Annotated in this window: 20 protein-coding genes and 1 pseudogene; 13 read left to right on the top strand and 8 right to left on the bottom strand. The window is 64.5% G+C overall.

What is annotated here, in order from left to right; all coding sequences use genetic code 11:
• Window positions 1-117 precede the first annotated feature (117 nt).
• Window positions 118-867, top strand: coding sequence for a carboxymuconolactone decarboxylase family protein (locus IVB18_RS25745; protein ID WP_346732677.1), 750 nt, complete (start codon window positions 118-120; stop codon window positions 865-867).
• A 54-nt stretch (window positions 868-921) separates the two neighbouring features.
• Window positions 922-1,272: a putative quinol monooxygenase gene (locus tag IVB18_RS25740; RefSeq protein WP_247991734.1), complete on the top strand. Its 351-nt coding sequence runs from the start codon at window positions 922-924 to the stop codon at window positions 1,270-1,272.
• 4 nt (window positions 1,273-1,276) lie between these two features.
• Here the strand turns inward: IVB18_RS25740 and IVB18_RS25735 are convergent, their stop codons facing one another.
• Window positions 1,277-2,170, bottom strand: a complete 894-nt coding sequence (locus tag IVB18_RS25735; RefSeq protein ID WP_247983230.1) for a LysR family transcriptional regulator — start codon at window positions 2,168-2,170, stop codon at window positions 1,277-1,279.
• Window positions 2,171-2,453: 283 nt separating this feature from the next.
• Between IVB18_RS25735 and IVB18_RS25730 the strand changes: the two are divergent.
• The 3 genes and pseudogenes from IVB18_RS25730 to IVB18_RS25720 all read left to right on the top strand — a co-directional run bounded on the left by IVB18_RS25730 (window position 2,454) and on the right by IVB18_RS25720 (window position 4,819).
• Window positions 2,454-2,848: pseudogene (locus tag IVB18_RS25730) on the top strand (cupin domain-containing protein).
• A gap of 165 nt (window positions 2,849-3,013) precedes the next feature.
• Window positions 3,014-4,012: an aldo/keto reductase gene (locus tag IVB18_RS25725; protein ID WP_247983229.1), complete on the top strand. Its 999-nt coding sequence runs from the start codon at window positions 3,014-3,016 to the stop codon at window positions 4,010-4,012.
• 42 nt (window positions 4,013-4,054) lie between these two features.
• Window positions 4,055-4,819 (top strand): SDR family oxidoreductase, encoded by a 765-nt coding sequence (locus IVB18_RS25720; RefSeq protein ID WP_247983228.1) that lies wholly within the window; start codon window positions 4,055-4,057, stop codon window positions 4,817-4,819.
• 9 nt (window positions 4,820-4,828) lie between these two features.
• On the opposite strand, the gene IVB18_RS25715 is transcribed toward IVB18_RS25720, so the two are convergent.
• The 3 genes from IVB18_RS25715 to IVB18_RS25705 form a co-directional block, all read right to left on the bottom strand.
• The gene (locus IVB18_RS25715) at window positions 4,829-6,052 is read right to left on the bottom strand and encodes a GGDEF domain-containing protein (RefSeq protein ID WP_247983227.1); all 1,224 of its coding nucleotides are present in this window, start codon (window positions 6,050-6,052) and stop codon (window positions 4,829-4,831) included.
• Window positions 6,053-6,136: 84 nt separating this feature from the next.
• Window positions 6,137-7,639, bottom strand: coding sequence for a class I adenylate-forming enzyme family protein (locus IVB18_RS25710; protein WP_247983226.1), 1,503 nt, complete (start codon window positions 7,637-7,639; stop codon window positions 6,137-6,139).
• Between the two features lie 4 nt (window positions 7,640-7,643).
• Window positions 7,644-9,479 (bottom strand): extracellular solute-binding protein, encoded by a 1,836-nt coding sequence (locus IVB18_RS25705; RefSeq protein ID WP_247991733.1) that lies wholly within the window; start codon window positions 9,477-9,479, stop codon window positions 7,644-7,646.
• Between the two features lie 260 nt (window positions 9,480-9,739).
• Between IVB18_RS25705 and IVB18_RS25700 the strand changes: the two genes are divergently transcribed.
• Window positions 9,740-10,555 (top strand): invasion associated locus B family protein, encoded by an 816-nt coding sequence (locus IVB18_RS25700; RefSeq protein WP_247983225.1) that lies wholly within the window; start codon window positions 9,740-9,742, stop codon window positions 10,553-10,555.
• Window positions 10,556-10,630: 75 nt separating this feature from the next.
• On the opposite strand, the gene hspQ is transcribed toward IVB18_RS25700, so the two are convergent.
• Window positions 10,631-10,963 (bottom strand): heat shock protein HspQ, encoded by a 333-nt coding sequence (gene hspQ, locus IVB18_RS25695; RefSeq protein ID WP_247983224.1) that lies wholly within the window; start codon window positions 10,961-10,963, stop codon window positions 10,631-10,633.
• A gap of 105 nt (window positions 10,964-11,068) precedes the next feature.
• Here hspQ and IVB18_RS25690 point away from each other — a divergent pair, with 105 nt between their 5' ends.
• Window positions 11,069-12,022 (top strand): AEC family transporter, encoded by a 954-nt coding sequence (locus tag IVB18_RS25690; RefSeq protein ID WP_247983223.1) that lies wholly within the window; start codon window positions 11,069-11,071, stop codon window positions 12,020-12,022.
• A 21-nt stretch (window positions 12,023-12,043) separates the two neighbouring features.
• Here IVB18_RS25690 and IVB18_RS25685 read toward each other — a convergent pair whose 3' ends face one another.
• Entirely contained in the window at window positions 12,044-13,228 is a 1,185-nt protein-coding gene (locus IVB18_RS25685) for a UbiH/UbiF family hydroxylase (protein ID WP_247983222.1), read from the bottom strand.
• 86 nt (window positions 13,229-13,314) lie between these two features.
• On the opposite strand from IVB18_RS25685, the gene pcsA reads away from it, so the two are divergent.
• From pcsA to IVB18_RS25670, 3 genes are all read left to right on the top strand, one after another.
• Window positions 13,315-14,082 carry a phosphatidylcholine synthase gene (gene pcsA / locus IVB18_RS25680; protein WP_247983221.1) on the top strand — a complete coding sequence of 256 codons (768 nt, stop codon included), beginning with the start codon at window positions 13,315-13,317 and terminating at the stop codon, window positions 14,080-14,082.
• Complete coding sequence (locus IVB18_RS25675; RefSeq protein WP_247983220.1) at window positions 14,079-14,813, top strand: TerC family protein; 735 nt, start codon at window positions 14,079-14,081, stop codon at window positions 14,811-14,813. Before pcsA ends, IVB18_RS25675 begins: the two co-directional genes overlap by 4 nt.
• A 92-nt stretch (window positions 14,814-14,905) precedes the next feature.
• The gene (locus tag IVB18_RS25670) at window positions 14,906-15,880 is read left to right on the top strand and encodes a quinone oxidoreductase (protein ID WP_247983219.1); all 975 of its coding nucleotides are present in this window, start codon (window positions 14,906-14,908) and stop codon (window positions 15,878-15,880) included.
• Between the two features lie 387 nt (window positions 15,881-16,267).
• Here IVB18_RS25670 and IVB18_RS25665 read toward each other — a convergent pair whose 3' ends face one another.
• Window positions 16,268-17,464: an acetylornithine transaminase gene (locus IVB18_RS25665; RefSeq protein ID WP_247983218.1), complete on the bottom strand. Its 1,197-nt coding sequence runs from the start codon at window positions 17,462-17,464 to the stop codon at window positions 16,268-16,270.
• A gap of 510 nt (window positions 17,465-17,974) precedes the next feature.
• Here IVB18_RS25665 and IVB18_RS25660 point away from each other — a divergent pair.
• Window positions 17,975-18,919: a hypothetical protein gene (locus IVB18_RS25660; protein ID WP_247983217.1), complete on the top strand. Its 945-nt coding sequence runs from the start codon at window positions 17,975-17,977 to the stop codon at window positions 18,917-18,919.
• A gap of 205 nt (window positions 18,920-19,124) precedes the next feature.
• On the opposite strand, the gene rimO is transcribed toward IVB18_RS25660, so the two are convergent.
• Window positions 19,125-20,450 carry a 30S ribosomal protein S12 methylthiotransferase RimO gene (gene rimO / locus IVB18_RS25655; RefSeq protein ID WP_247983216.1) on the bottom strand — a complete coding sequence of 442 codons (1,326 nt, stop codon included), beginning with the start codon at window positions 20,448-20,450 and terminating at the stop codon, window positions 19,125-19,127.
• 114 nt (window positions 20,451-20,564) lie between these two features.
• Between rimO and IVB18_RS25650 the strand changes: the two genes are divergently transcribed.
• Both IVB18_RS25650 and IVB18_RS25645 read left to right on the top strand, forming a co-directional pair.
• On the top strand, window positions 20,565-21,155 hold the full coding sequence (locus tag IVB18_RS25650) for an ANTAR domain-containing protein (RefSeq protein WP_247983215.1): 591 nt from the start codon (window positions 20,565-20,567) through the stop codon (window positions 21,153-21,155).
• On the top strand, window positions 21,152-22,315 hold the full coding sequence (locus IVB18_RS25645) for a CmpA/NrtA family ABC transporter substrate-binding protein (protein ID WP_247983214.1): 1,164 nt from the start codon (window positions 21,152-21,154) through the stop codon (window positions 22,313-22,315). The genes IVB18_RS25650 and IVB18_RS25645 overlap by 4 nt, the downstream gene beginning before the upstream one ends.
• The last annotated feature ends 217 nt before the right edge of the window (window positions 22,316-22,532 follow it).

The raw sequence follows: 22,532 nt of genomic DNA, 5'->3' as shown, positions 1-22,532 counted from the left end.
TGACAGCCTGCCAAGGGCAATCACCCCGATCGGTGCCCGGGTGTCCGGGATGAAATTGCCGCGTACAGGAGATCGCTCATGAAACTGCAAGCCGCGGTTATCGCATTGCTTTCGCTGATGGCCATGCCATCGGCCCGCACGGAGGAGACTGCCGCCATGACCGGATCAAAGCCCGCGCTAACGTATGCGGATGTTCGGAAAGTCGCCCCGGCGTTGGAGGCCTACACGCAGAACCGTCTCCTCGGCGACGTGTGGAAACGGCCCGGCCTTGCGCCGCGCGACCGCAGCATTGTCACATTGGCCGCGCTGATCGCGCGCAATCAAACGATCGAGATGCCACATCATTTCAATCTTGCGCTCGATAATGGGGTGAAGCCGCGGGAGATTTCGGAGATCATCACTCATCTGGCCTTCTACGCGGGCTGGGCCAATGCGATGTCGGCGGTCGCCGTTGTCAAGGACGTTTTTACCGCCCGCGACATCGGCGCCGGGCAGCTTCCGGCCGTCTCGGTGACGCCATTGCCGCTCGACGAGGCTGCCGAGGCGCAGCGCGCGGCGTACGTCCAGGAACAATTCGGCGCGTCCTTTCCGGGCGTCGTGCAGTACACGACCGACGTGCTGTTTCGTGACCTGTGGCTGCGCCCGGACCTTGCGCCCAGGGACCGCAGTCTCGTCACCGTCAGCGCGCTGATTGCCAACGGGCAGACCGCGCAGCTCACGCCGCACCTCAACAGGGCGATGGATAACGGCCTGACCCAGATGGAGGCTTCCGAGGCGATCACGCAGCTGGCCTTCTATGTCGGCTGGCCCAACGTCTTTTCGGCGATGCCCGTCGCGAAGGATGTGTTCGCAAAGCGGCCACATTAGCCGGAGGCTGACTTGAGTATCTCGCAACTTCTTCTGATGGGTGCGTCCGTGCTGATGGCGGCCATTTCCGGATCCGCTGCCGCCGCCGATCTGCAGCCGCTATACGTGCAGGAAGCCGAGATAGAGATCGATCCTGCGCAGCTTGAATCCTACAAGGCTGCGGTGAGCGAGCATATCGAGACCGCGACGCGCGCTGAGCCCGGTGTCATCGCGCTCTATGCCGTCTCCGAAAACGACAACCCCGCACGCGTCAGGGTGTTCGAGATCTACCGGAATCAGGATGCTTACCGGTCTCACCTGGAAACCGTCCATTTCAAGAAGTACAAGGCGACCGTGGAGAAGATGGTCCAGTCGCTCAAGCTGATCCGAACCACGCCCATTGCCTTTGGCGCCTTGCCGAAGTGACAGCTCAGTCCCGCTGGCGGAGCGCCTCGACAAGGAGTGCAAAGGCCGCGGAGGGCTGGCGCCGGCTTGGATAGTAGAGGTGGTAGCCTGGATAGGGAGGGCACCAGTCCTCGAGCACCCTCCGGAGGCGCCCCTTGTTGATGTGTGGTTGCACCAAGCCCTCCGGCAAATAAGCCAGGCCCAGGCCGGCAAGCGCCGCATGTAGCATTTGGGTCGTGGTGTTGAAGTACAATTGGCCATCGACCCGAACCTTGAGTTCCCGCGAGCTCTTTTCGAACTCCCAGGAGTACAATCCGCCATGGGTCGGCAGGCGCAGATTGATGCAATTGTGCTCTACCAATTGCGACGGCTTCTTCGGCTCTGACCGGCTCCGGAAATAGGACGGAGCCCCGACGACAGCCATGCGCGAGTCGGGCCCGATTCGTACCGCAATCATGTCCCGCGCGACTTGCTCGCCATCCCGCACGCCGGCATCGAAACGCTGCGCGACGATGTCCGTCAGGCCGTAATCGCTGACGATCTCGACCTTGATGTCCGGATACTCACGCAAGAGCTTCGCAAGTTTCGGCAGAAGGACGGCGTCGGTGGCATATTCGGTCGCCGTGATGCGAATGGTACCGGAGGGCTTTTCGCGAAGCTCGGTCAAGGCGGCGAGTTCCGTCTCGATCTCCGCCATCCGTGGACCCACGTTGCGCAGGAGACGCTCGCCGGCGGCCGTCGGCGACACGCTGCGCGTGGTGCGCGTCAACAGGCGCAGCTTCAGTCGGGCTTCAAGCTCCTTGATGGTGTAGCTGAGCGCGGACTGTGAAATGCCGAGCTTGGCCGCCGCTCTCGTAAAGCTTCCCTCGCGGGCGACGATCAGGAAGGCCGAGAGGTCGTCGAGATTTCCGCGCTGCATTTATCGATCCTGCTTATAAGCCCATGCCGATTATAGTGGCTAGTCTGCATAGCTGCACGCATTAGATCTGGCGCAGTCCCGCGAGGTAAGGCGAGTTCGGCATATGGATCGATCGGACGTTCCCTTCCGGCACTGCGAGAGCAATGCAGTGGAAGTGCAGTGCGTGCTGACGCGACGGAGCATGCTCACAGACGCTGCCGGATTGGCCATGCTGGCATCGCTGCCTGCGGGGTTCGCGAGGGCTTCGGAAGAGACTGGCCCGACAACGGGAAGGCGTGGAACAATGGACGTCAAACGCAACGGCTCACGAGCCTCTGGCAAAGGTCCCGAAGCATGGTTCACGGGCACAGTCCGCGTCGATCCGATGTTTCAGGTGGGTGACCCGGCTCGCCTGAGCGGTGGTCACGTGACGTTCGAACCCGGTGCACGGACCATGTGGCACACCCATCCGCTTGGCCAAACGCTGATCGTCACGTCCGGCTTGGGCTGGGTGCAAAGCGAGGCGGACCGATTGAGGAAATCCGTCCCGGCGATGTCGTCTGGTTTCCGCCCGGCGAGAAACACTGGCACGGCGCGACCGCGACGACCGCGATGACGCATATCGCCATAACGGAATCGCTCAACGGCAAGAATGTCGACTGGATGGAAAAGGTCAGCGACGAACAGTACCGCAAGTGATTTCGCACCTTGGCGAATTGAAATGACCAGCCCGCGCGTGCGGCAGTTGAACGCAAAGCCGACATCCGCCCGTTGATAGCAGCCAAGCGTGAGATCGTCACCTTTTGCGCCCGTGGAATGCGCATTGGAGCGTCGGGCACGATCGGCGGACCGAGGAGATTGAAAATGCAGATGCGTAAGCTTGGCAATAGCGGCCTCACGGTGTCGGCCATTGGTCTCGGTTGCATGGGCCTGAACTATCATCGTGGCCTGGCGCCGGAGCGTAAGGAGATGATCGCGTTGGTCCGGGCGGCGGTCCAGCGCGGTGTCACCTTCTTCGACACCGCCGAGGTCTACGGCCCGTTCACCAATGAAGAGCTCGTGGGCGAAGCGTTGGAGCCGCTCCGGAAAGACGTCGTCATCGCCACCAAGTTTGGTCACGACCTCGGTCCCGCCGACTCTCGTGGGTCTGGTGGCGGGCTCGACAGCCGCCCCGAGCGCATCCGGCAGGCAGCCGAAGGCTCGTTGAAGCGGTTGCGGGTCGAGGCGATCGACCTGCTCTACCAGCACCGCGTCGATCCCAATGTCCCGATCGAGGACGTCGCCGGTGCGGTGAAGGATCTGATCGCCCAGGGCAAGGTCAAGCACTTCGGCCTCAGCGAGGCCGGCGCCTCAACCATCCGCCGTGCGCACGCGGTCCAGCCGGTCGCGGCGATCCAGAGCGAATACTCCCTCTGGTGGCGTCAGCCTGAGACGGAGGTGTTGCCGGTTTGCGAGGAGCTGGGGATCGGCTTCGTGCCCTTCAGTCCCCTGGGCAGGGGATTCCTCACCGGCAAGATCGACGAGACCACCAGCTTCGGCGGTAATGACAACCGCGCCGGCTTGCCGCGCTTTACGCCCGAGGCCCGCAAGGCGAACAGGCCGGTCGTGGACCTGCTGGCTCAGATCGGCGCTCGGAAGCGTGCCACGCCAGCGCAGGTCGCATTGGCCTGGCTGCTGGCGCAGAAGCCTTGGATCGTCCCGATCCCCGGCACGACCAAACTCGGCCGCCTTGACGAAAACATCGCCGCCGCCACGATCGCGCTCACACGCGACGATATCAGGCACACCGACGCTTCCGCTGCGCGGATCACAATCGCAGGCGACCGTTACCCCCAAGCGGAGGCCGAGCGTACACAGCGCTGACCGCGCGTACGCCGACCCGGCAAATCTACAGGAGAGATATTCATGAACATTTCATTTGAGGGACAAGTCGCGCTGGTGACGGGCGCGGCGTCCGGGCTGGGCCTCGCCACGGCAAAGGCTTTTGCGGAATCCGGAGCGTCCGTTGCGCTGGCAGACTGGAACGAGGACGCGGTGCGTGCCGCGGCTGGTGAGTTGACCACCCGAGGCCATAAGGCCATCGCCATCCGCTGCGACGTCTCCGATGACCCGCAGGTCGAGGCGATGGTCGCGCAGACGGTCGCCGCCTTCGGCAGGCTCGATGCCGCCTATAACAACGCGGGCGTCCAGAATGTCCTCGCAGAGACCGCAGACACCACCCGCGAGGATTACGACCGCGTCATGGGGGTCAATCTCCGCGGCGAATGGAGCTGCATGAAATTCGAGCTGCAATACATGCGCAAACAGGGAAGCGGCGCGATCGTCAATTGTTCGTCTCTCGGGGGGCTTGTGGGAGGTGCCGAGCGCGGCATCTATCATGCCGCCAAGCACGGAGTCCTTGGGTTCACCAAGAGTGCGGCTCTCGAATATGCGGCACGCGGCATCCGTATCAATGCCATATGCCCCGGTCTCATCTGGACACCGATGGCCGACCAAATGGTTGCCGCCGGCCAGGGCGATGCTCTCAGGGCAATGGAGAAGAGCGTGCCGATGGGACGGGTCGGCCGCCCTGAGGAGATTGCGAACGCGGTGCTGTGGCTCTGCAGCGACGCAGCCAGCTACGTGACCGGCCAATCCATCTCGGTGGACGGCGGCTTTATCATGCGCTGAAGAGGATAACTACGACGCCGCGCGCGGGGCTTCCGCCGAAAGACGCCCGAGCAGCGACCGCGCCGTGTCCGACGGCGAGAGCGAATCCACGCTGACCACGGGATCGCTGCGCATCTCGTGCTTGCCGTTCGAGGTGTGCCGCATCACCGCGGAGAGGCGGCGTGCGATCATGTGGGCGGTGCGGAAGTCGGTTTCGGCGAATACGACGATGACAGAGCCATCCTTCTGTGCTGCGCCAAAGTCCATCTGCCGCATCAGGCGGCTCAGGATCCGCGCGGCGTCGAGTTGCGCACGGGGATTGCCGGGATCGAAGGCGAATCGCGCCACCGACAGGCCGCCGCCGCGGGCGAGCGTCTGCTCCACAGCCTTGGAAAAATCACGGGCGAAGGCGTCCGTCGTCAAGAGCCCGCTGCGCGGATCGAGCCAGCCGCCGGCGTCGATTGAGCGCAGCGTGCGGCTCAGTTGAGCTTCCATCGCGTGCTGACGGATCAGCGGCAGCGCATTGGCGGCGACTTTCGCCGGCTCGCCCGGGATGAGTTCGAGATTGGGCAGGTCGTAGGTTTGCGTGAGCTGGTGTGCGGTGAGGACCACGGGCAGGCTGCGGAAGCGGGCGTCCTCGGCCAACACCGTGAGGAAGGCGTCGGCGACGCGCGGGGTAAATCCTTCGGCAAGCACGACGCCGTCGATGTCGCGGCTGTTGAGATGTTTTGCGGCGGCCTCGATCGAGAGCGCGCCGATGACGCCGACGCGTTCGCCAAGCGCGACGGAGAGCGCGGGATAGGCTGCGCCGCGGCCGATCAGGAGCACGGTGGCATCGCGCGCGGGATCGGCCTCCGGCAGCGCGACCTTCACTTCCGGCAGCCGGCGCAGCACCGTTGCATGGAGGGTGCGCACGCGGAGCGCGGCACGGAGCCGCGCGATCAGGCGATCGGGGTTACCGCCGTGCGAGGCGAAGGGCAGCGCGTTGTGGGGCAGCGAACCCTGCGCGTCCAGCGCGACCAGCGGCAGGTACAGCGATTGGTCGGCAACCTTCTTCGCGAGCGCCGCCATATGCGGCTCGTGTCCACCATGCATGGCGGTGAGAACCACGGCAGGCTGCACCTGTTCGACGGCGCGCGCGGCGCTGGCCCAATCGCTGTCGACGATGGGAAACAGACGTGCCTCGTCCAGCTTCGCAATGAAGGCCGGCCGCTCGGCATTGGACACAAACAGGATCGGGCCCGCCTGGGACATCGCAAACTCTGATCACGCAATCGATGCTGCGCAATCTAGTTTGCCCGCCTTAATGCAGCGTCAACGGATGGGCCGAAAGTGCGCTCAAACCGGCCCGGAGCGGTCGCGAAAAGCCTCGACCATCAGGGGGTTAAGCCCGAGTTCGCTGAGCGCCTCGCGGGCGCGGGCATTGTCCTGGGCCCGGCCGGCCAACCGGTGACCGCTGAGCCGGTCGGGCAGCGCGGTGAGGAGCGCGCCCTGGCCGAGCCGGCGCGCCCATTCCTGGAGGTCGTTGGAGAGGAAGCGGTAGCCGCCGACGGCCATGATTCCGGAAGGCGGCGCGGTGATGCAGATCGCGCCGCTGGGACGGTCGATCCGCGCGGCATAGCCGGTATCGACATAGTCGCGCGGCGGCTGCGCCATCAGGGTGTCACCGACCGGCTGCGGAGGGGCGTAGGCCGCGATCGGCACCATCGGTCCGCGCAGGCCGAGCGTGCCCTTCGGCGTCAGCAGGATCTCGCCGGCGATCGACGAGCCCGACTGCTCGCGGGGCGCGCCGTGCGGCCCCGGCATCACCGCCACCGGCATGCCGTCCTCGCCGCGCCGGGCGCCGAACAGTCCGGCCTCGCCAAACAGGTAGACGTCGGTGAGCGGCGCATGCGGCGCGATCCAGGCTTCGCTCGCCGCCACCTGCTCGGGCGCGCGCCACAGGCCGATGACGTTGCGCAAGGTCGGCATCCGCGCGGCGAGGTCGGAATCGCCGAGCCGCAAGGCGAGCTGTGCCGGCGCGATCAGCACCTCGCACGCGTGCTCGTTGATCTGCTGCTCCAGCACGTCGTTCTCAAAGGGATGATGCAGCGCCAGCGTTCCACCCGAGAGCAGCCACACCGCGAGCGAGGAGGCGAGGCCTGCGAACGACATCGGCGTGAACGCCGTCATCACCGTCGCGCCCTGCCGGATGTCGGCTTCCAGCGACATTGCAAGGCCGCCGGCGATCAGGCTGAAATGCGGGCGCGGCACCGGGCGAAAACCCTCCGCGGTGACGTCGAACGAGATCATCGCCGCCTTGCGGCCGTCCTGGATCACAGCGCGCGTGGTCCCGGGCGGGCGGGCCAGCACCTCGTCGAGCGAAGCCATGCCTTCCGGAAGGTCGGTGCCGAAACCGCAGACATGACGGATCGAGAAAGCCTCGGCCGCGGCGTGCATCGCGAGGTCGGAATAGCTGACGCCGTCGACCTTGCTCATGGTGACGATGGCGCGCGCCGCGGTGCGGTTGAGCGCGGCGGTCAATTCCGCATGCCGCCACAGCAGCGGCAGCACGGCGACAACGAGCCCGGCGCGATGGGCGGCGAGCACGGTCAGCACGAACTCGACCGTGTTCGGCAACTGGATCGCGATGACGGAATTGGCCGGCAGGCCTGATTCGACGAAATAGGCCGACAGCGCTTCGATCGCCGTGTCGGCCTCGGCATAGGTCAGCCGCCGCGGCTGGTGTCCGGTCACGCGGGCCTTGTTGAGGGGATCGAGCAGGGCCAAAGCGTGCGGCTGCCGCGTCAGCGTGCGCTGGAACAGCGTGTCGAGCGTCGGCGATACGGCTGGCTGGTTCACGGCGTCATTTCGCTTGAGGCTCACCCTTGGACCACCAGGTTTCCGGCTGATAGCCGGAAAGCGCGGTAGCCTTGGGCCGTTCTATCCGATTCCAGCGCGCGATCCATTGTTCGGATACGTTAAACAGGGGGATTGTGTAGAAGCCGGAGATCAGCGCCCTGTCGAGCGCCCGCACCGCCGAGACGAAGGCCGTATGATCACGGGCCTCGAGCAGGGCGGCGATCATGGCATCGACCGCCGGATCCCTGGCGCCCATGTAGTTGCGGGTCCCAGGATTGTCGGCGGCCGAGCTGCCCCAGTAGAAATATTGCTCGTTGCCGGGCGAGAGCGACTGGTCCCAGCGGTTCTGGATCATGTCGAACTCGTAGGCGAGCCGGCGCTGGTCGAACTGTACGGGATCGACCGATCGCACGCTCGGTTCGATGCCGGCGCGCTTGAGGTCGCGCTGGAATGCGAGCGCGACGCGCTCCTGGTCGCGGGTCGTCACCAGCATCTCGAACGTGAAGGGGGCCTTGGTCGCGCGGTTGCGCAGCACGGTGCCATCGAGGTCGTAGCCGGCCTCCGACAGAAGCCTGAGCGCCGCGCGCAGCGTCGTGCGGTCGCGTCCTGAGCCGTCGGTCACCGGCAGGCGGTAGCTGCCGTCCAGGATGTCCGTTGGGATCCGCGCGGCAAACGGCTTTAGCAGCTCGCGCTCGCGTGCGTCCGCAGGCCGACCATAGGCTGACAGGTCCGAGCCGGCGAAATAACCTGCGACGCGCGAATAAAGCCCGAAGAAGTAGTTGCGGTTGACGAGCTCGAAGTCGAACAAGAGCGTCAGTGCCTGGCGCACGCGGATGTCGGCGAAGATCGGACGCCGCGTGTTGAACACCAGGAATTCCGAGGGCTGCGGCACGCCGGGCTTGATGGCGTCGCGGATGACCTCGCCGCTCTTCGCTGCCGGAAAATCGTAGCCGTCGTGCCAGCGCAACGGCTCGTTCTCGACGCGGAAATCATAGAGGCCGCGCTTGAAGGCTTCGAACTGGCCGTTGGCCTCGCGAAAATAGTCGAGCCTGATCTCGTCGAAATTGTAGAGACCGCGATTGACCGGCAGGTCGCGGCCCCAATAGTCGGGATTGCGCGCCAGCGTCACGCTGGCGCCCGGCTTCACCGCCGTGACCCGGTATGGACCCGAGCCGACGGGGCCCGTCAATGTCGTCTCCTCGAAGGTCGCGACGTCGACCGCGTGCTTGGGCAGGACCGGCATCAGGCCGAGGATCAGCGGCAATTCCCGGTCATTGGCGCCGGTGAGGTCGAAGCGGACAGTGAGGGGATCGAGCGCCTCGGCCTTGGCGACCTTGGCATAGTATTGCCGATGGTTGGGGCGGCCGTGGTCGCGCAAGAGCTGCCAGGAGAACAGCACGTCCTCGGCAAGCACCGGCTTGCCGTCGGAGAAGCGGGCGCGGGGATCGAGGCGGAACGCGACGTAGCTTCGCTCGTTGTCGGTCTCGACTGATTTGGCAAGGAGGCCGTAAAGCGTGAACGGCTCGTCGTAGCCGCGCGCAAGCAGGCTTTCAACCACGTAGCTCCGCGTTTGCTGCACGGCCAATCCCTTCACGATGAAGGGATTGAGGCTGTCGAAGGTGCCGAGGATACCCCAAGTCAGCCGGCCGCCCTTGGGGGCGTTGGGATTGGCGTAGGGCATATGGGTGAAATCAGCCGGTATCGCCGGCTTGCCGTGCATGGCGATGGCATGCGCTTCCTCGGCCTGTGCGCCACCGGCCGACAGCGCGACGGCCAGTGCAAACGCAAGACCGCAAAGATGGACGCCGAGGCCCTCGAAAAGGCGCTGGAACATGAACATCGCCACACGTTGATTCGAGGACCGGCGGGCCTGAATCTTATCACAGGGAATTTCACGGGGCGCAGGCTCGGATGCGGCCAAAGACGGTTGCCGGCATTGATCTTTCCGTCGGCCACGCTAAGAAGGCGGGCAATCGCGCAACAGCGTCGAGCCCGTCACTTATCCGCCTCATTTGGCGGGGAGAGAGCCGCGCCCAAGGCGGCCAGGTTCGGCGCTTCGGAGCGGTTCGGGCACTTCCCGTTCAGAAAGGGTTTTCCGCAATGAATTTCCGTTACTTGGCCGCGTCCGTCCGGCCGCGCGGGCGCTTCCTCGCCCTGTTGACGGCGACGGCGTTGGCCGTTCCGTTTGCCGCAGGGGCCCAGACCCCGGCGCCGGCCCCGGGTGCGCCCAAGGCGGCTCCGGCTCCGAAAGCCGCGCCGAAGGCTGCCCCCAAGGCTCCGGCACCCGCCCAGACGCCCCAGGCCCAGCAGGCTCCCGCTCAAGGCGCTCCGGCGCAGCAGGGCGGCCAGCCGGCGGATCAGCAGATCCAGCTCATCTATGCCCCCTGGACCAAGTTCTGCCTCAAGGGTCAGGACGCCAACGCCAAGCAGGTCTGCTTTACCGGCAAGGACGGCCGCATCGAGTCGGGCCAGCCGGTCATCGCGGCTGTGATCATCGAGCCGGAAGGCGAGCCGAAGAAGATCCTGCGCGTGACGCTGCCGCTGGGCATGCAGCTCGTGCACGGCACCCGTATCATCGTGGACAGCAATGCTCCGTTGCAGAGCCCATATGTGATCTGCTTCCAGAACGGCTGCATGTCTGACTACGAGGCGACGCCTGAGCTCATCAACAGCATGAAGAAGGGCCAGAATCTCGTTGTTCAGGCGATCAATGCCAACGGTGCGCCGCTGACTCTGCCGCTGCCGCTCTCCGGCGAATTCCAGAAGGCCTATGACGGTCCGCCGACCGATCCGAAGGTGTTCGAGGAAACCCAGAAGAAGCTCCAGGAAGAGCTTCAGAAAAAGGCTGACGAACAGCGCAAGAAGCTCGAGCAGAGCGGTACTGCGCCCGGCGCGGCTCCGGCCGGTCAGAAATAATCGGGGCTCAAATTCCGGACATGAAAAAGGCGCTCGGTTCGAGCGCCTTTTTTGCTGGCGGCTTGGCGACGAAACTCAATTCAGCGAGGGGTTGCGCTGGCGATATCCGCCGCCCTTGTCCTTGATGAAGATCTCGGCGACCTGGGAATGACGGATCGGCTCGCCGGAATCGTCCGGCAGCAGGTTCTGCTCGGAGACGTAGGCGACATATTCCGACTCCGCGTTCTCTGCGAGCAGGTGATAGAACGGCTGGTCCTTGTGGGGCCGCACCTCCTCGGGGATCGACAGCCACCACTCCTCGGTGTTGTTGAATTCCGGATCGATGTCGAAGACCACGCCCCGGAACGAGAAGATCCGGTGGCGAACGACCTGTCCGATCTGGAATTTGGCGGTCCGCGTTTTAATCATTCCCGTCGATAGACCAGGATTGTGGCCGATGCTAGTGCCCTCATTTCGAATTAACCCGCCGTTAAGGGGCAGATAGCCCCCAAGCCTTCAGAAAACACTTCATCAATGCTCGATATCCTCAATTTGGCCCTACCTTATTTCGGCCTGATCTTTGTCGGTTTTGCCTGCGGCAAGACCAAGTCGCTGCCGGAATCAGGCCTCACCTGGATGAACTTCTTCCTGCTCTACGTGTCGCTGCCGGCGCTGCTGTTTGCGATCATGTCGAAGACGCCGTTTTCGGAGCTGAACAACCCGCCGTTCCTGGTCGCGACCACGCTGTCGACGGTTGCTGCGTTCACCCTTGCGCTCGTCGTCGGCAAGGTTCTCGGCCGGCTGTCGTTGCGCGAGGCGACGCTCGCCGGCCTCTCCGGCGGCTACGGCAATATCGGCTACATGGGGCCGGGGCTGGCGCTCGCCGTGCTCGGAACGAAGGCGTCGGCGCCGACCGCGCTGATCTTCTGCTGCGACAGCATTTTCCTGTTCACGATCGTGCCGCTCCTGATCGAGCTCTCCGACCGCGACCATCCCTCGCTCGTGCACGCCTTCGGCGTCGTGCTGAAGCAGATCGTGCTCAATCCCCTGATCATGTCGGCCTGTTTCGGCGCGGCGGTCGCGGCATTGCGTATCGAGCTGCCGGTCGCGCTCGACCGCACCATCACCTTCCTCCAGAACGCGGCGGCTCCGACTGCGCTGTTCGTGCTTGGCGTGACGGTGGCGCTGCGCCCGTTCGATCGTGTGCCGTGGGAGGTGCCGGGCGTGATCGCGGTCAAGCTCCTGATCCATCCGCTCACGGCGTTCGGCTTGATGCTGGCGTTCGGCCCGTTCGCGCAGCCCTGGGCTGCGACCGCGGTGCTGATGGCTTCGCTGCCGCCGGCCCTGAACGTGTTCGTGATCGCCCGGCAGAATGATGCCTGGATCGAATCCGCCTCCGTCGCAGTGCTGCTCGGCACCTTCGCGTCCGTGGTCACGCTGACCAGCGTGATGTGGTTGCTCCAGACCGGTCGGCTGGCATTCCCCTGAGCGGCGGCTATCGCCGCCAAACTACCGTCGCCAGGTCGGCGTCAGTCCTTCGCGCATGGCGAAGCGCCGCAGCGGGCCGATGGCGCCGAGCAGGTGCATGCCGACCGCACGGACCGGCTGGAGCGGCAGGAAATCGTTGAGCAGGGCGCGGTTGGCGATATCGATCGCAAACGTCCGGCTCAGGACGTCCGGACGCCGCGCCCGGTCGTAGCGCTTGAGTACCTCGGGCGTGCCGGGATCGGTACCGGCGGCGATGGCTTCGCCTGCGAGTCTCGCGATGTCGGCGGCATCCCGAAGGCCGAGGTTGAGGCCTTGGGCGCCGATCGGGGGAACCACATGGGCGGCTTCGCCGACCAGCGCGATGCGGTCTTGGGCGAAGGATTTGGGCCGCTCGATCGCCAGCGGGAACAGGTGGCGGCCGGGCTCGACCGTCATGCGTCCCAAAATGGAATGCGACTGCTTCTCGATCGCGGCGGACAGTTCCTCGTCGCTTAAGCCGCGAAGCCGTTCGGCCTCCGCGGGAGCTGCGACCCAGACGACGCTGGAGCGGTCGCCGGGCAGGGGCACGAACACGCACGGCCCGTGCGGTGTGTGGAACTCGGTCGAGACGTTGCGATGCGGCCGCGCGTGGCCGACGTTGAAGGTCAGCGCGGTCTGTGTCAGGTCGCGCCGCGTCACCGCAATGCCGGCGGCCTCGCGGCACAGCGAATGCCGGCCGTCGGCACCGACCACGAGCCGGGCTGAGAGGAACTGCGCGGACGCCGTGCGGATTGCGACGTCATCGGCTTCGATCACGACGTTCTCAGCCTCGTCGTCGAAACGGACGAGGTCGGGCAATTCAGCCGCGCGCTCTTCCAGCGCCAGCATCAGCGAGCGGTTGTCGATGTTGTAGCCGAAGGCGTCGAGAGCGATTTCGTGACAGGAGAACCGGACCTCCGGCGCACGGAACAGCCGGCCGGTGTCGTCGACCAGGCGCATGATTTCGAGCGCGGCCGCCTTGTCCTTGCAACGCGGCCAGACGTCGAGCGTCTCCAGCAGATCGACCGAGGCGCCGAGCAGGGCAGTGGTGCGATTGTCGGCATACGGCACGCGCCGCGCCACCAGCGCGGTCCGGGCACCGGCTTGCGCCAGCGCGATGGCCGCCGCAAGTCCCGCCGGCCCGCCGCCGATGACGGCTGCGTCAAAGAGTGTCGATGCGTCTGTCATGGAACGACAATTGACATGCTCCACGGCAAATTCAAGCCCGCTGATTTTGCCTGCTTTTATGACGAACTGCGCGGCCGAACGCCGCAATGGCGGATGTGCAAATCGGTCTCATTCTGGTAGCAGAAGCCATGGATAGCCAAGAGGATTCCTTGAAGCCGACGCCTGCGATCCGCGCCGCGGCCTTCTCGGTGCACATCTTCACCGCATTCGGCGCGGCCGTCGCGCTGCTGGCGATGCTGGAGGCTGTGCGCGAGCACTGGGCGGCGATGTTTCAATGGCTGGGCGTAGCCCTGATCATCGACGCGATCGATGGCCCGATCGCGCGCCGGCTCGACGTCAAGAATGTGCAGCCGAACTGGTCCGGCGACGTGCTCGATCTCGTGGTCGATTTCGTCACCTATGTCTTCGTGCCGGCCTACGCGATTGTGGCGAGCGGCTTGCTGTTGCCGGTCGCAGCTCCCTTGCTCGGCGTCGCCATCATCGTCACCAGCGCATTATATTTCGCCGACCTGCGCATGAAGGCGGACGACAATCATTTTCGCGGTTTTCCGGCGCTGTGGAACGCCGCTGCGTTCTACCTGTTCCTGCTGCATTGGCCGCCGCTGCTGTCGACGCTGCTGGTCGCAGCCCTGGTGGTGCTGACCTTCGTGCCGTTCCACGTGCTGCATCCGGTCCGCGTCGTGCGGCTGCGCTGGCTGACGATGTCGCTGATCGCGATCTGGGCGCTGCTCGGGCTCTATGTGCTGAAGATGGACTTTCGCGTCGGCACGGGCGTGACCGTCGTTCTCTGTGCGATCGCACTCTGGATCGTGTTCAGTGACGCAGTGATCCGGCTCGCAAGATCCTTCGCATGATGCGCCTCCTCACCAGCCCCGAAGCCTGGGCCGCGCTGCTCACTTTGACCTCGCTCGAGATCGTGCTCGGCATCGACAACGTCATCTTCCTGTCGGTGATCGTCTCGCGCATCCCCGAGAAGCAGGCCCGCCGCGCCCGCCAGATCGGGCTCGCGCTGGCGCTGATATTCCGCATCATCCTGCTCAGCCTCTTGGTCTGGCTGATCGGCCTGACCGCGCCGGTGTTCTCGATAAAGGGTTACGACTTCTCCTGGCGCGATCTCATCCTGATCGGCGGCGGCCTGTTCCTGATCGCGAAGGCGACGCATGAGATCCATGCCGAGGTCGAAGCCGACGACGGCGAGGGCGATCAGGACTCCGGCCGCAACGCCTTCTTCTGGGTGATCGTCCAGATCATCGTCATCGACATCGTGTTCTCGCTGGACTCGATCATCACCGCGATCGGCATGGCGCAGGACATCGAGATCATGATCGCGGCCGTCGTGATCGCCTGCCTGATCATGTACATTTCGTCGGGACCGGTGTCGCGATTCGTCGCGCAGCATCCGACCACCAAGATGCTGGCGCTGGCATTCCTGGTGCTGATCGGCGTCGCGCTGGTCGCGGACGGATTCCAATTCCACATTCCGCGCGGCTACATTTATTTCGCAATTGCGTTCTCGGCGGCGGTCGAGTTCTTCAACGTGTTGGCGAAGCGCAACCGCAGGAAGGCCGGCAGGCCGTCCGTTTAGTCGTTCCAACCTGCGTCGAGTTGACAAGGCAGGCGCGATGTCTTTCGCTCATCCGCGAAGACCGAGAGCAGGAAGAACGAGGAGCCCAGGCGATGACCAAAGCCGTCCGTGTGCACAAGGTCGGAGGCCCCGAAGCCCTGGTCTATGAGAGCGTCGAAGTGCCGGCGCCTGCTACCGGCGAGGTGCACATCCGCCAGCACGCGGTCGGGCTGAACTTCATCGACGTCTATTTCCGCACCGGCCTCTACAAGGCGCCGGGGCTGCCCTTCATCGCCGGCAACGAGGCCTCCGGCGAGGTCGTCACGGTCGGACCGGGCGTCACGAATTTCCATCCCGGCGACCGCGTCGCCTACTATCACAATCTCGGCGCCTACACCGGCGAGCGCAACATCCCCTGGGAGCGGCTGGTCAAGCTGCCCGACCACATCACCTACGAGCAGGGCGCCGTGCTGATGCTGAAGGGGCTGACGGTCTGGTATCTCCTGCACAAGACCTTCAAGGTCGAGCCGCATCATCGTGTGCTGATCCACGCCGCAGCCGGCGGCATCGGTCTTCTAGCTTGCCAATGGGCGAGGGCGATGGGCGCCCATGTCATCGGGACGGTCGGCTCGCGCGAGAAGGCCGAGCTTGCCGAGGCCAATGGCTGCGATCACGTCATCCTCTACAACGAGGAGGACTTTGTCGCGCGCGTGAAGCAGATCAGCCGCAACGAGGGTTGCGACGTCGTCTATGACGGCGTCGGCAAGGCAACCTTTCCGGGTTCGCTGTCCTGCCTGAAGCCGCGCGGCATGTTCGTCTCCTTCGGCAATGCCTCAGGGCCGGTGCCGCCGTTCTCGATCGCCGAGCTCAACACTCACGGCTCGCTGTTTGCGACGAGGCCTAAGCTCAACGACTACATCGGCACGCGCTCGGAGCTCTTGGAAGGCGCCGATACGCTGTTCGCGGCCGTCATCAACGGCAAGCTGCACGTGCCGATCAACCACGCCTACGCGCTGAAGGACGCCGCGAAGGCGCATATCGATCTCGAAGCCCGCAAGACGACGGGCGCGTCGATCCTGAAGCCGTAGACATTGTGCGGCGAGGAACGTCATGCCCGGGCTTGTCCCGGGCATCCACGTTCTTCGTGCCGTGCGTCAAGTCGTGGATGGCCGGGACAAGCCCACGGCTGTCCGGTTCAGGCTTCGGCGTCAAAAAGCGAGTCGCTAGAGTCAATTAATGGCGTCGGGGCATAGCTGCGAATACTTGTTGTTCGCGAGAACACCGCAAATTTTCTTCATTGCGGACCTCAGCATACTCCGCTGCGGGTCGCTCGGCTAAAACGAGAGCGCAAAAATCGTGAGTCATATCAATGAATTTTGCGCTCATTACGAGTCGATGCGTCTCGTTGCAACCGTTTTGCCTGAACCGGACAGCCGTGGGACAAGCCCGGCCATGACGCAAGAGTAAGGCAGTGTTTACGCCACCCGCCGTGCCGCGCCGGCTTTGGTCAAGATCCCGTCCAGGCAATCGATCATCTCGGCGATCTCAGCCCGCGTGACGTTCAGCGCCGGCATGAAGCGCAGCGCGTCGACCTGCGGCGCATTGAGGAGCACGCCGGCCTCGAACGCCTGTGCGACGATGCCGGGGGCGATCGGCAGCTTGAGGTCGAGCGCCAGCAACAGGCCGCGGCCGCGTACCTCGCCGAGGCCATGCCGGGCCGAGACTTTCTGCAACTCGCTTTCGAGCAGCAGGCCGGTCTCCACGACCGCCTTCAGAAAGTCCGGTTGGCTGATCTGCTCCAGCACCGCAAGCCCCGCCGCGCACATGATCGGGTTGCCGTTGAACGTGCCGCCCTGATCGCCGTGCTCGAAACAGGAGGCACGTTCGGTCGCAAGCAGGGCTGCAAGCGGCACGCCGCCGCCGATGCCCTTGCCGAGCGTCATGATGTCGGGCGCGATGCCGGCGTGCTCGTAGTGGAACAGCTTTCCGGTCCGGCCCATGCCGGTCTGGATCTCGTCGAAGATCAGCAACAGGCCATGCGCATCGGTAAGCGCGCGCAGCTCCGTCAGGAACTGATCGGTCGCGGGCCACACGCCGGACTCGCCCTGGATCGGCTCCAGCATCACAGCGACGGTGTTGCCGTTGATCAGCTTCTCCACGGAGGCGATGTCGTTGAGCTTCGCCTTCTTGAAGCCGGCAATTTTCGGCTCGAACAGCGGCTCGAACGCCTTCTTGCCCGAGGCCGACATCGTCGCCAGCGTGCGGCCGTGAAAGCCGCCTTCGAAGGTGATGATCTCGAACGCGCCGTTCTTGTGCAGGTTGCCATATTTGCGCGCAAGCTTGATCGCGCCCTCGTTGGCCTCCGCGCCGGAATTGGCGAAGAACACCTGGTCGAAGGCGCTGTTGTCGACGAGCGCTTGCGCGAGCTTCAGGCTCGGCTCGTTGTAGAAGGCCGGGCTCGGCGTCAACAGCCGCTTGGCCTGCGTGGCGAGGGCGTCGGCGACCGCCGGCGGCGAATGGCCGAGACAGTTGACCGCCCAGCCCTGCACGAAATCGAGATAACGCTTGCGGCTGTCGTCCCAGAGGTAGGAGCCCGCGCCGCGGACGAACACGGCCTTGGGCCGTGCAGTGATGTCCATCAGCGCGTCATACGGATGGGTGGCGTTGGTCATGTCGAACTCCTCTGGGGGCGGGTGGAAAAGGGCGCGCGAAAAGCAGAAAGGCCGCACTTTGCGGGTGCGGCCTTCTCGAAAACTCTGCTGATGTCAGTGCTTCAGCGGTGTCGTCGGACATGGCGCAACCCATCATCGTCGCGGGAGCGACAACGCATGGCTTGGCGCAGGTGGGTCCGGGAGCTGATCATGGGGCGCGGCAATACAGGCGAATGGCAGGGCTTGTCAAGCGGGCGTTTTACAAACACCCGCCCAGCGTGCATGGGGCAGGTCAGATGTATGGCTTCCTCGGCGTATTCCGATTGTGACGTCGCGGGTGACGAAGAGGTGCAGCGGTTGTGCGCGGCGCGATGCGCCGGATGTCACTCGCACGGTTGAATTTCATCGATCGTCCGCCTAGAAACCATCAAGCCTCTGGCGCGTTTGTGAACGACGAGCGGAAATTGGTTCGAACCGGTCGTGTGACCGGTCAGACCAAGAGGGGCGGGACCAACCAGACAGTTTTCAGCCTTGTCCGACACGCCTTACCCAATCGACCTCGACAGCATTCGCGGCGCGTTTCCGCCGGGCATCGAGGCGCCATCCCTCCTGGTCGATTTCGCCGATTGGCTGAAGGGGCGTCCCTGGGGCAGTGTCGGCTGCTTCTCTCTTCAAGGCCAGTTCTCTGATCACGCGCCGATTATCGATGGCAGCCCGCTCCGCGACAGGTTTTCGCTGTTCATGCGGCTGCCGGACGGTTCAGCCGTCGGCGGCTGGTATGGCGCCGGTCTTGACCGGGACAACCCGCCGATCGTCGGGCTGGGGTCGGAAGGCGCCTACGAATTGCTGGCGCCGAGCCTCGACGGGTTGCTTGCAAAGCTGACGTCGCAGCAGTTCGACAAGGCCTGGAGTGATCTCCTGCCGCATGACGAGGTTGAATGTCAGACGGTCGAGCTTGCGCAGTGGCTCGCCGGCCGGCCGCCTGGCGAGCCGAATGCACCGCCCGAGGAGGCCGCGTCGGAGTTGCCCGACTTCCGCGGTTTCGTGGAAAAATGGAGCCGGGATCGCGAGGAGTTTTGGGCCAATCACCGGCTGATGGCCGAGCTTGGCTGGCGGCTCGCCGCTCATCTGCCCAAGGGCAAGAACGCCTGGGACAAGACGTGCTTCGAGGTTGCGATTGTCGGCAAGCAATACCAGGCGCGCGTTCTGACGCGCGGGCCGCAGCCGTTCGCGGAAGCCTCCTCGATCGAATCCCTGCTGCGCGATTTGCGCGATGAGATGCGGCGCGCCCAGCCCGAGCTCGGATTGTGGTACGCGATGAGTTTTGGACTCCATGCCGACGGCCGCGTCATGCCGAGCTTCGAATACGATGTGCGGCCGACCATCGATGGCGAGCCGGCAAAACTGCCCGAAGCGAAGGCCGATCTTGCCCGCGCACCGCGCCCCGAACGCTGGGTGCCGAAATGGCTAGCGTGAACTGACGCATTCGGCAGCCCCAGCGATGGTCTGCTCCCTCTCCCGCTTGCGGGGGAGGGCTGGGGTGGGGGTGCTTCCGCGATCGAGATACTCCCCGTATGGAGAGAGCCCCCCACCCGGCGCTTCGCGCCGACCTCCCCCGCAAGCGGGAGAGGTTGCAACGAGTTCGCGGCTAGACCAGTCGTGATAGCGGAGCGTTGAAGCCTCAGAACCCCGCGACGCTGCCGTGCAGGTCGTATTGGTCGGCGCGCTCGATCTTCGCGGTGACGATCTCGCCGACGCGCAAGGGGCGGCGGCTCGTGAGGTAGACGGCGCCGTCGATCTCGGGCGCATCGGCCTTGGAGCGGCCCTTTGCGACGGTCGGGCCGACCTCGTCGATGATGATCTGCTGGCGGGTGCCGACCTTGCGCTTCAGCCGTCGCGCTGAAATCTTCTGCTGGCGGGCCATCAGCGCGTTGTAGCGCTCCTGCTTCACCTCGGCCGGGACAGCGCCTGCGATCGCGTTCGACGTCGCGCCGGCGACCGGCTCGTATTTGAAGCAGCCGAGACGATCGATCTCGGCTTCATCGAGCCAGTCGAGCAGATAGGCGAAATCAGCATCGGTCTCGCCGGGGAAGCCGACGATGAAGGTCGAGCGCAAGGCGAGATCAGGGCATTGCTCACGCCAGCGCTTGATCCGCGCCAGCGTCTTGTCCTGCGCAGCCGGGCGCTTCATCGCTTTCAGCACCTCGGGGCTCGCGTGCTGGAATGGAATGTCGAGATAGGGCAGCACCTTGCCCTCGTTCATCAGTGCGATGACCTCGTCGACATGCGGATAGGGGTAGACATATTGCAGCCGGACCCAGGCGCCGAGTTCGCCGAGCTCGCGCGCGAGGTCGAGGAATTTGGCGCGGACCTGGCGATCCTTCCACGGGCTCTCGGCGTATTTGAGATCGACGCCGTAGGCCGAGGTGTCCTGCGAGATCACCAGCAACTCCTTGACGCCGGCATCGACGAGCCGCTCGGCCTCGCGCAGCACGTCGTTGGCCGGACGCGAGACGAGATCGCCGCGCAGTTTCGGGATGATGCAGAAGGTGCAGCGGTTGTTGCAGCCTTCCGAGATCTTCAAATAGGCGTAATGGCGCGGCGTCAGCTTGATGCCTTGCGGCGGCACCAGGTCGAGATGCGGATTGTGCGCGGGCGGCAGCGCGCGGTGCACGGCGTCCAGCACGCTCTCATATTGCTGCGGACCGGTGATCGAGAGCACGCCGGGATAGGCCTGCTCGATCTGCTCGGGTTCCGCGCCCATGCAGCCGGTCACGATCACCTTGCCGTTCTCGGCCATGGCCTCGCCGATCGCCGAGAGCGATTCCTGCTTGGCGCTGTCGAGGAAGCCACAGGTGTTAACAATGACGATGTCGGCCCCGTCATGCTTGCGGGCGAGCTCGTAGCCTTCGGCGCGCAAGCGCGTGATGATGCGCTCGGAATCCACCAATGCCTTGGGACACCCGAGCGACACGAAGCTGACCTTGGGCGCAGCCGTCTGTTGCATATATCTTGAATCTGCCTGATTGATCGGCTGGAGCTAGTCCTAATTGCGGTCAATTACAACCCTTTGCAGGGCGTTCCGGCGTGCTATGGATGAAACGCCGGTGGTGAGTGAGCTATGAGCGCCGAACAGTCCCCCAAAATCGTGATCGTCGACGAAAGCCCGATCCGGGCCGCGATCCTCGAGGAAGGGTTGCGGGAGGCCGGATTCACGCAGGTCGTCCATATCCGAGAGATGCAGAGCCTGTTGGCGCGCATTTACGCGGTCGATCCCGACATCATCCTGATCGATCTGGAAAACCCCAGCCGCGACGTGCTCGAAGCGATGTTCCAGGTCAGCCGCGCCGTCCGCCGGCCGATTGCGATGTTCGTCGACCAGAGCGACTCGGCGTCGATCCAGGCTTCGGTCGAGGCCGGAGTTTCCGCCTACATCGTCGACGGGTTGAGGAAGGAGCGCATCAAGCCGATCCTCGACCTCTGCGTGTCGCGCTTCAATGCCTTCGCCAAGCTCCAGGAGGAACTGGAGCGCACCAAGTCGCAGCTCGAGGACCGCAAGATCATCGAGCGGGCCAAGGGTATCTTGATGAAGGTGAAAGGCCTCACCGAGGACGAGGCCTATGTGCTGCTGCGCTCGACCGCGATGCGCGAGAAGAAGAAAATCGGCGAGATCGCCCAGTCGATCATCACCGCGTCGGAGATGTTGAAATGACCGCTACCCTCCGCATAGGGTTCATCCCGCTGGTCGATGCCGCAGCCCTGATCGTCGCCGTTGACAAAGGATTTGCCGCCGCCGAAGGGCTCGAGGTCGAGCTGGTGCGCGAGGTCTCGTGGTCCAACGTGCGCGACAAGCTCAATATCGGCCTGTTCGACGCCGCGCATCTGCTTGCGCCGGTTGCAATCGCGTCCTCGCTCGGGCTCGGCCATGTCAAGGTTCCGATCGCGGCGCCTTTCAACCTCGGCATCAACGGCAATGCAATCACGGTCTCGCCCGCTCTTCATGCCGCGCTGATGGAAGAGATCGACGGCGACCGCTTCGATCCGTTGGCGACGGCGAAAGCGCTGGCGCGGGTCGTCGCCAAGCGGCGCAAAGCGGGCGCCGAGCCCCTGACCTTCGGCATGACCTTCCCGTTCTCGACCCACAATTACCAGCTGCGGTTCTGGATGGCGGCGGCCGGCGTCGATCCGGACGAGGATGTGCGGCTGGTGGTGCTGCCGCCGCCTTACATGGTCGACAGCCTCGCCAACGGCCATGTCGATGCATTTTGCGTTGGCGCGCCCTGGAATTCTATCGCGGTCGACCTCGGCATCGGCCACATCCTGCATTTCGTTTCCGACATCCTCGACCGTGCGGCGGAGAAGGTTTTGGCGGTGCGCCAGGCCTGGGCCGATAAGAATCCGGATGTGGTCGCGGCCCTCGTGCGTGCAGCGGTGAAGGCCGCCGAGTTCATCGAGCAACCCTCGAACCTGGCCGAGGCAGCGCGGATCCTGGCGCAGCCCGAACGGATCGGCGTCGATGCCGAAGTGATCCAGCGCACGCTTGATGGGCGCCTGAAGATCTCGCCCGATGGCACGTTCCGCGAAAGCGCGCGCTACCTTCTGGTCGGGCGTGAAGGGGCAGGGCGGCCGGATCCGGTCCAGGCGGCCTGGCTCTACACGCAGATGGTGCGCTGGGGGCAGACCGCGCTGACGCCGGACGGCGTCAAGACAGCCATGGCCGTGTTCAGGCCCGATCTTTACGATGGGGCCCTCGGTCGCCGGTCGCCCACCGAAGCCCCCGCGGCCTTCGGTGCATTCGCCGGTCCCGTCTTCGATCCCGACAACATTCGAGGGCATCTCGAAGCCTTCGAGGTTGGCCGCTGGAAGGCCTGATTCGGACCTGCATCGTTTTTGGGCGCTCGACGTCATCGTCTAAATTTTGAGCTGACTGCTCGAATTTTGTGAGAGTTCCAGAACCGGGATCTCTCGGGACTCCTCCTAGCTGCCTGAAATTGCGGGAATTTTCATTTCCTCAAAGCTGGCACGCAACTTGAATGTTGCACTGCGGCCAGCCTGTCACAGATGCCTGCTGAGCCAGTCCCGCAGCAAC

The sequence above is a fragment of the Bradyrhizobium sp. 186 genome (assembly GCF_023101685.1).
In the GTDB taxonomy this organism is placed as follows: domain Bacteria; phylum Pseudomonadota; class Alphaproteobacteria; order Rhizobiales; family Xanthobacteraceae; genus Bradyrhizobium.
The sequence above is the reverse complement of the archived record's forward strand: the minus strand, read 5'-3'. Positions and strand labels throughout refer to the sequence as shown.

What these genes read in the sequence shown, in the direction of transcription:
- IVB18_RS25745 (WP_346732677.1), top strand. Translation starts at nt 118, where the DNA reads ATGGCCATGCCATCGGCCCGCACGGAGGAGACTGCCGCCATGACCGGA.
- IVB18_RS25740 (WP_247991734.1), top strand. Translation starts at nt 922, where the DNA reads ATGGCGGCCATTTCCGGATCCGCTGCCGCCGCCGATCTGCAGCCGCTA.
- IVB18_RS25735 (WP_247983230.1), bottom strand. Translation starts at nt 2,170, where the DNA reads ATGCAGCGCGGAAATCTCGACGACCTCTCGGCCTTCCTGATCGTCGCC.
- IVB18_RS25725 (WP_247983229.1), top strand. Translation starts at nt 3,014, where the DNA reads ATGCAGATGCGTAAGCTTGGCAATAGCGGCCTCACGGTGTCGGCCATT.
- IVB18_RS25720 (WP_247983228.1), top strand. Translation starts at nt 4,055, where the DNA reads ATGAACATTTCATTTGAGGGACAAGTCGCGCTGGTGACGGGCGCGGCG.
- IVB18_RS25715 (WP_247983227.1), bottom strand. Translation starts at nt 6,052, where the DNA reads ATGTCCCAGGCGGGCCCGATCCTGTTTGTGTCCAATGCCGAGCGGCCG.
- IVB18_RS25705 (WP_247991733.1), bottom strand. Translation starts at nt 9,479, where the DNA reads ATGTTCATGTTCCAGCGCCTTTTCGAGGGCCTCGGCGTCCATCTTTGC.
- IVB18_RS25700 (WP_247983225.1), top strand. Translation starts at nt 9,740, where the DNA reads ATGAATTTCCGTTACTTGGCCGCGTCCGTCCGGCCGCGCGGGCGCTTC.
- hspQ (WP_247983224.1), bottom strand. Translation starts at nt 10,963, where the DNA reads ATGATTAAAACGCGGACCGCCAAATTCCAGATCGGACAGGTCGTTCGC.
- IVB18_RS25690 (WP_247983223.1), top strand. Translation starts at nt 11,069, where the DNA reads ATGCTCGATATCCTCAATTTGGCCCTACCTTATTTCGGCCTGATCTTT.
- IVB18_RS25685 (WP_247983222.1), bottom strand. Translation starts at nt 13,228, where the DNA reads ATGACAGACGCATCGACACTCTTTGACGCAGCCGTCATCGGCGGCGGG.
- pcsA (WP_247983221.1), top strand. Translation starts at nt 13,315, where the DNA reads ATGGCGGATGTGCAAATCGGTCTCATTCTGGTAGCAGAAGCCATGGAT.
- IVB18_RS25675 (WP_247983220.1), top strand. Translation starts at nt 14,079, where the DNA reads ATGATGCGCCTCCTCACCAGCCCCGAAGCCTGGGCCGCGCTGCTCACT.
- IVB18_RS25670 (WP_247983219.1), top strand. Translation starts at nt 14,906, where the DNA reads ATGACCAAAGCCGTCCGTGTGCACAAGGTCGGAGGCCCCGAAGCCCTG.
- IVB18_RS25665 (WP_247983218.1), bottom strand. Translation starts at nt 17,464, where the DNA reads ATGACCAACGCCACCCATCCGTATGACGCGCTGATGGACATCACTGCA.
- rimO (WP_247983216.1), bottom strand. Translation starts at nt 20,450, where the DNA reads ATGCAACAGACGGCTGCGCCCAAGGTCAGCTTCGTGTCGCTCGGGTGT.
- IVB18_RS25650 (WP_247983215.1), top strand. Translation starts at nt 20,565, where the DNA reads ATGAGCGCCGAACAGTCCCCCAAAATCGTGATCGTCGACGAAAGCCCG.
- IVB18_RS25645 (WP_247983214.1), top strand. Translation starts at nt 21,152, where the DNA reads ATGACCGCTACCCTCCGCATAGGGTTCATCCCGCTGGTCGATGCCGCA.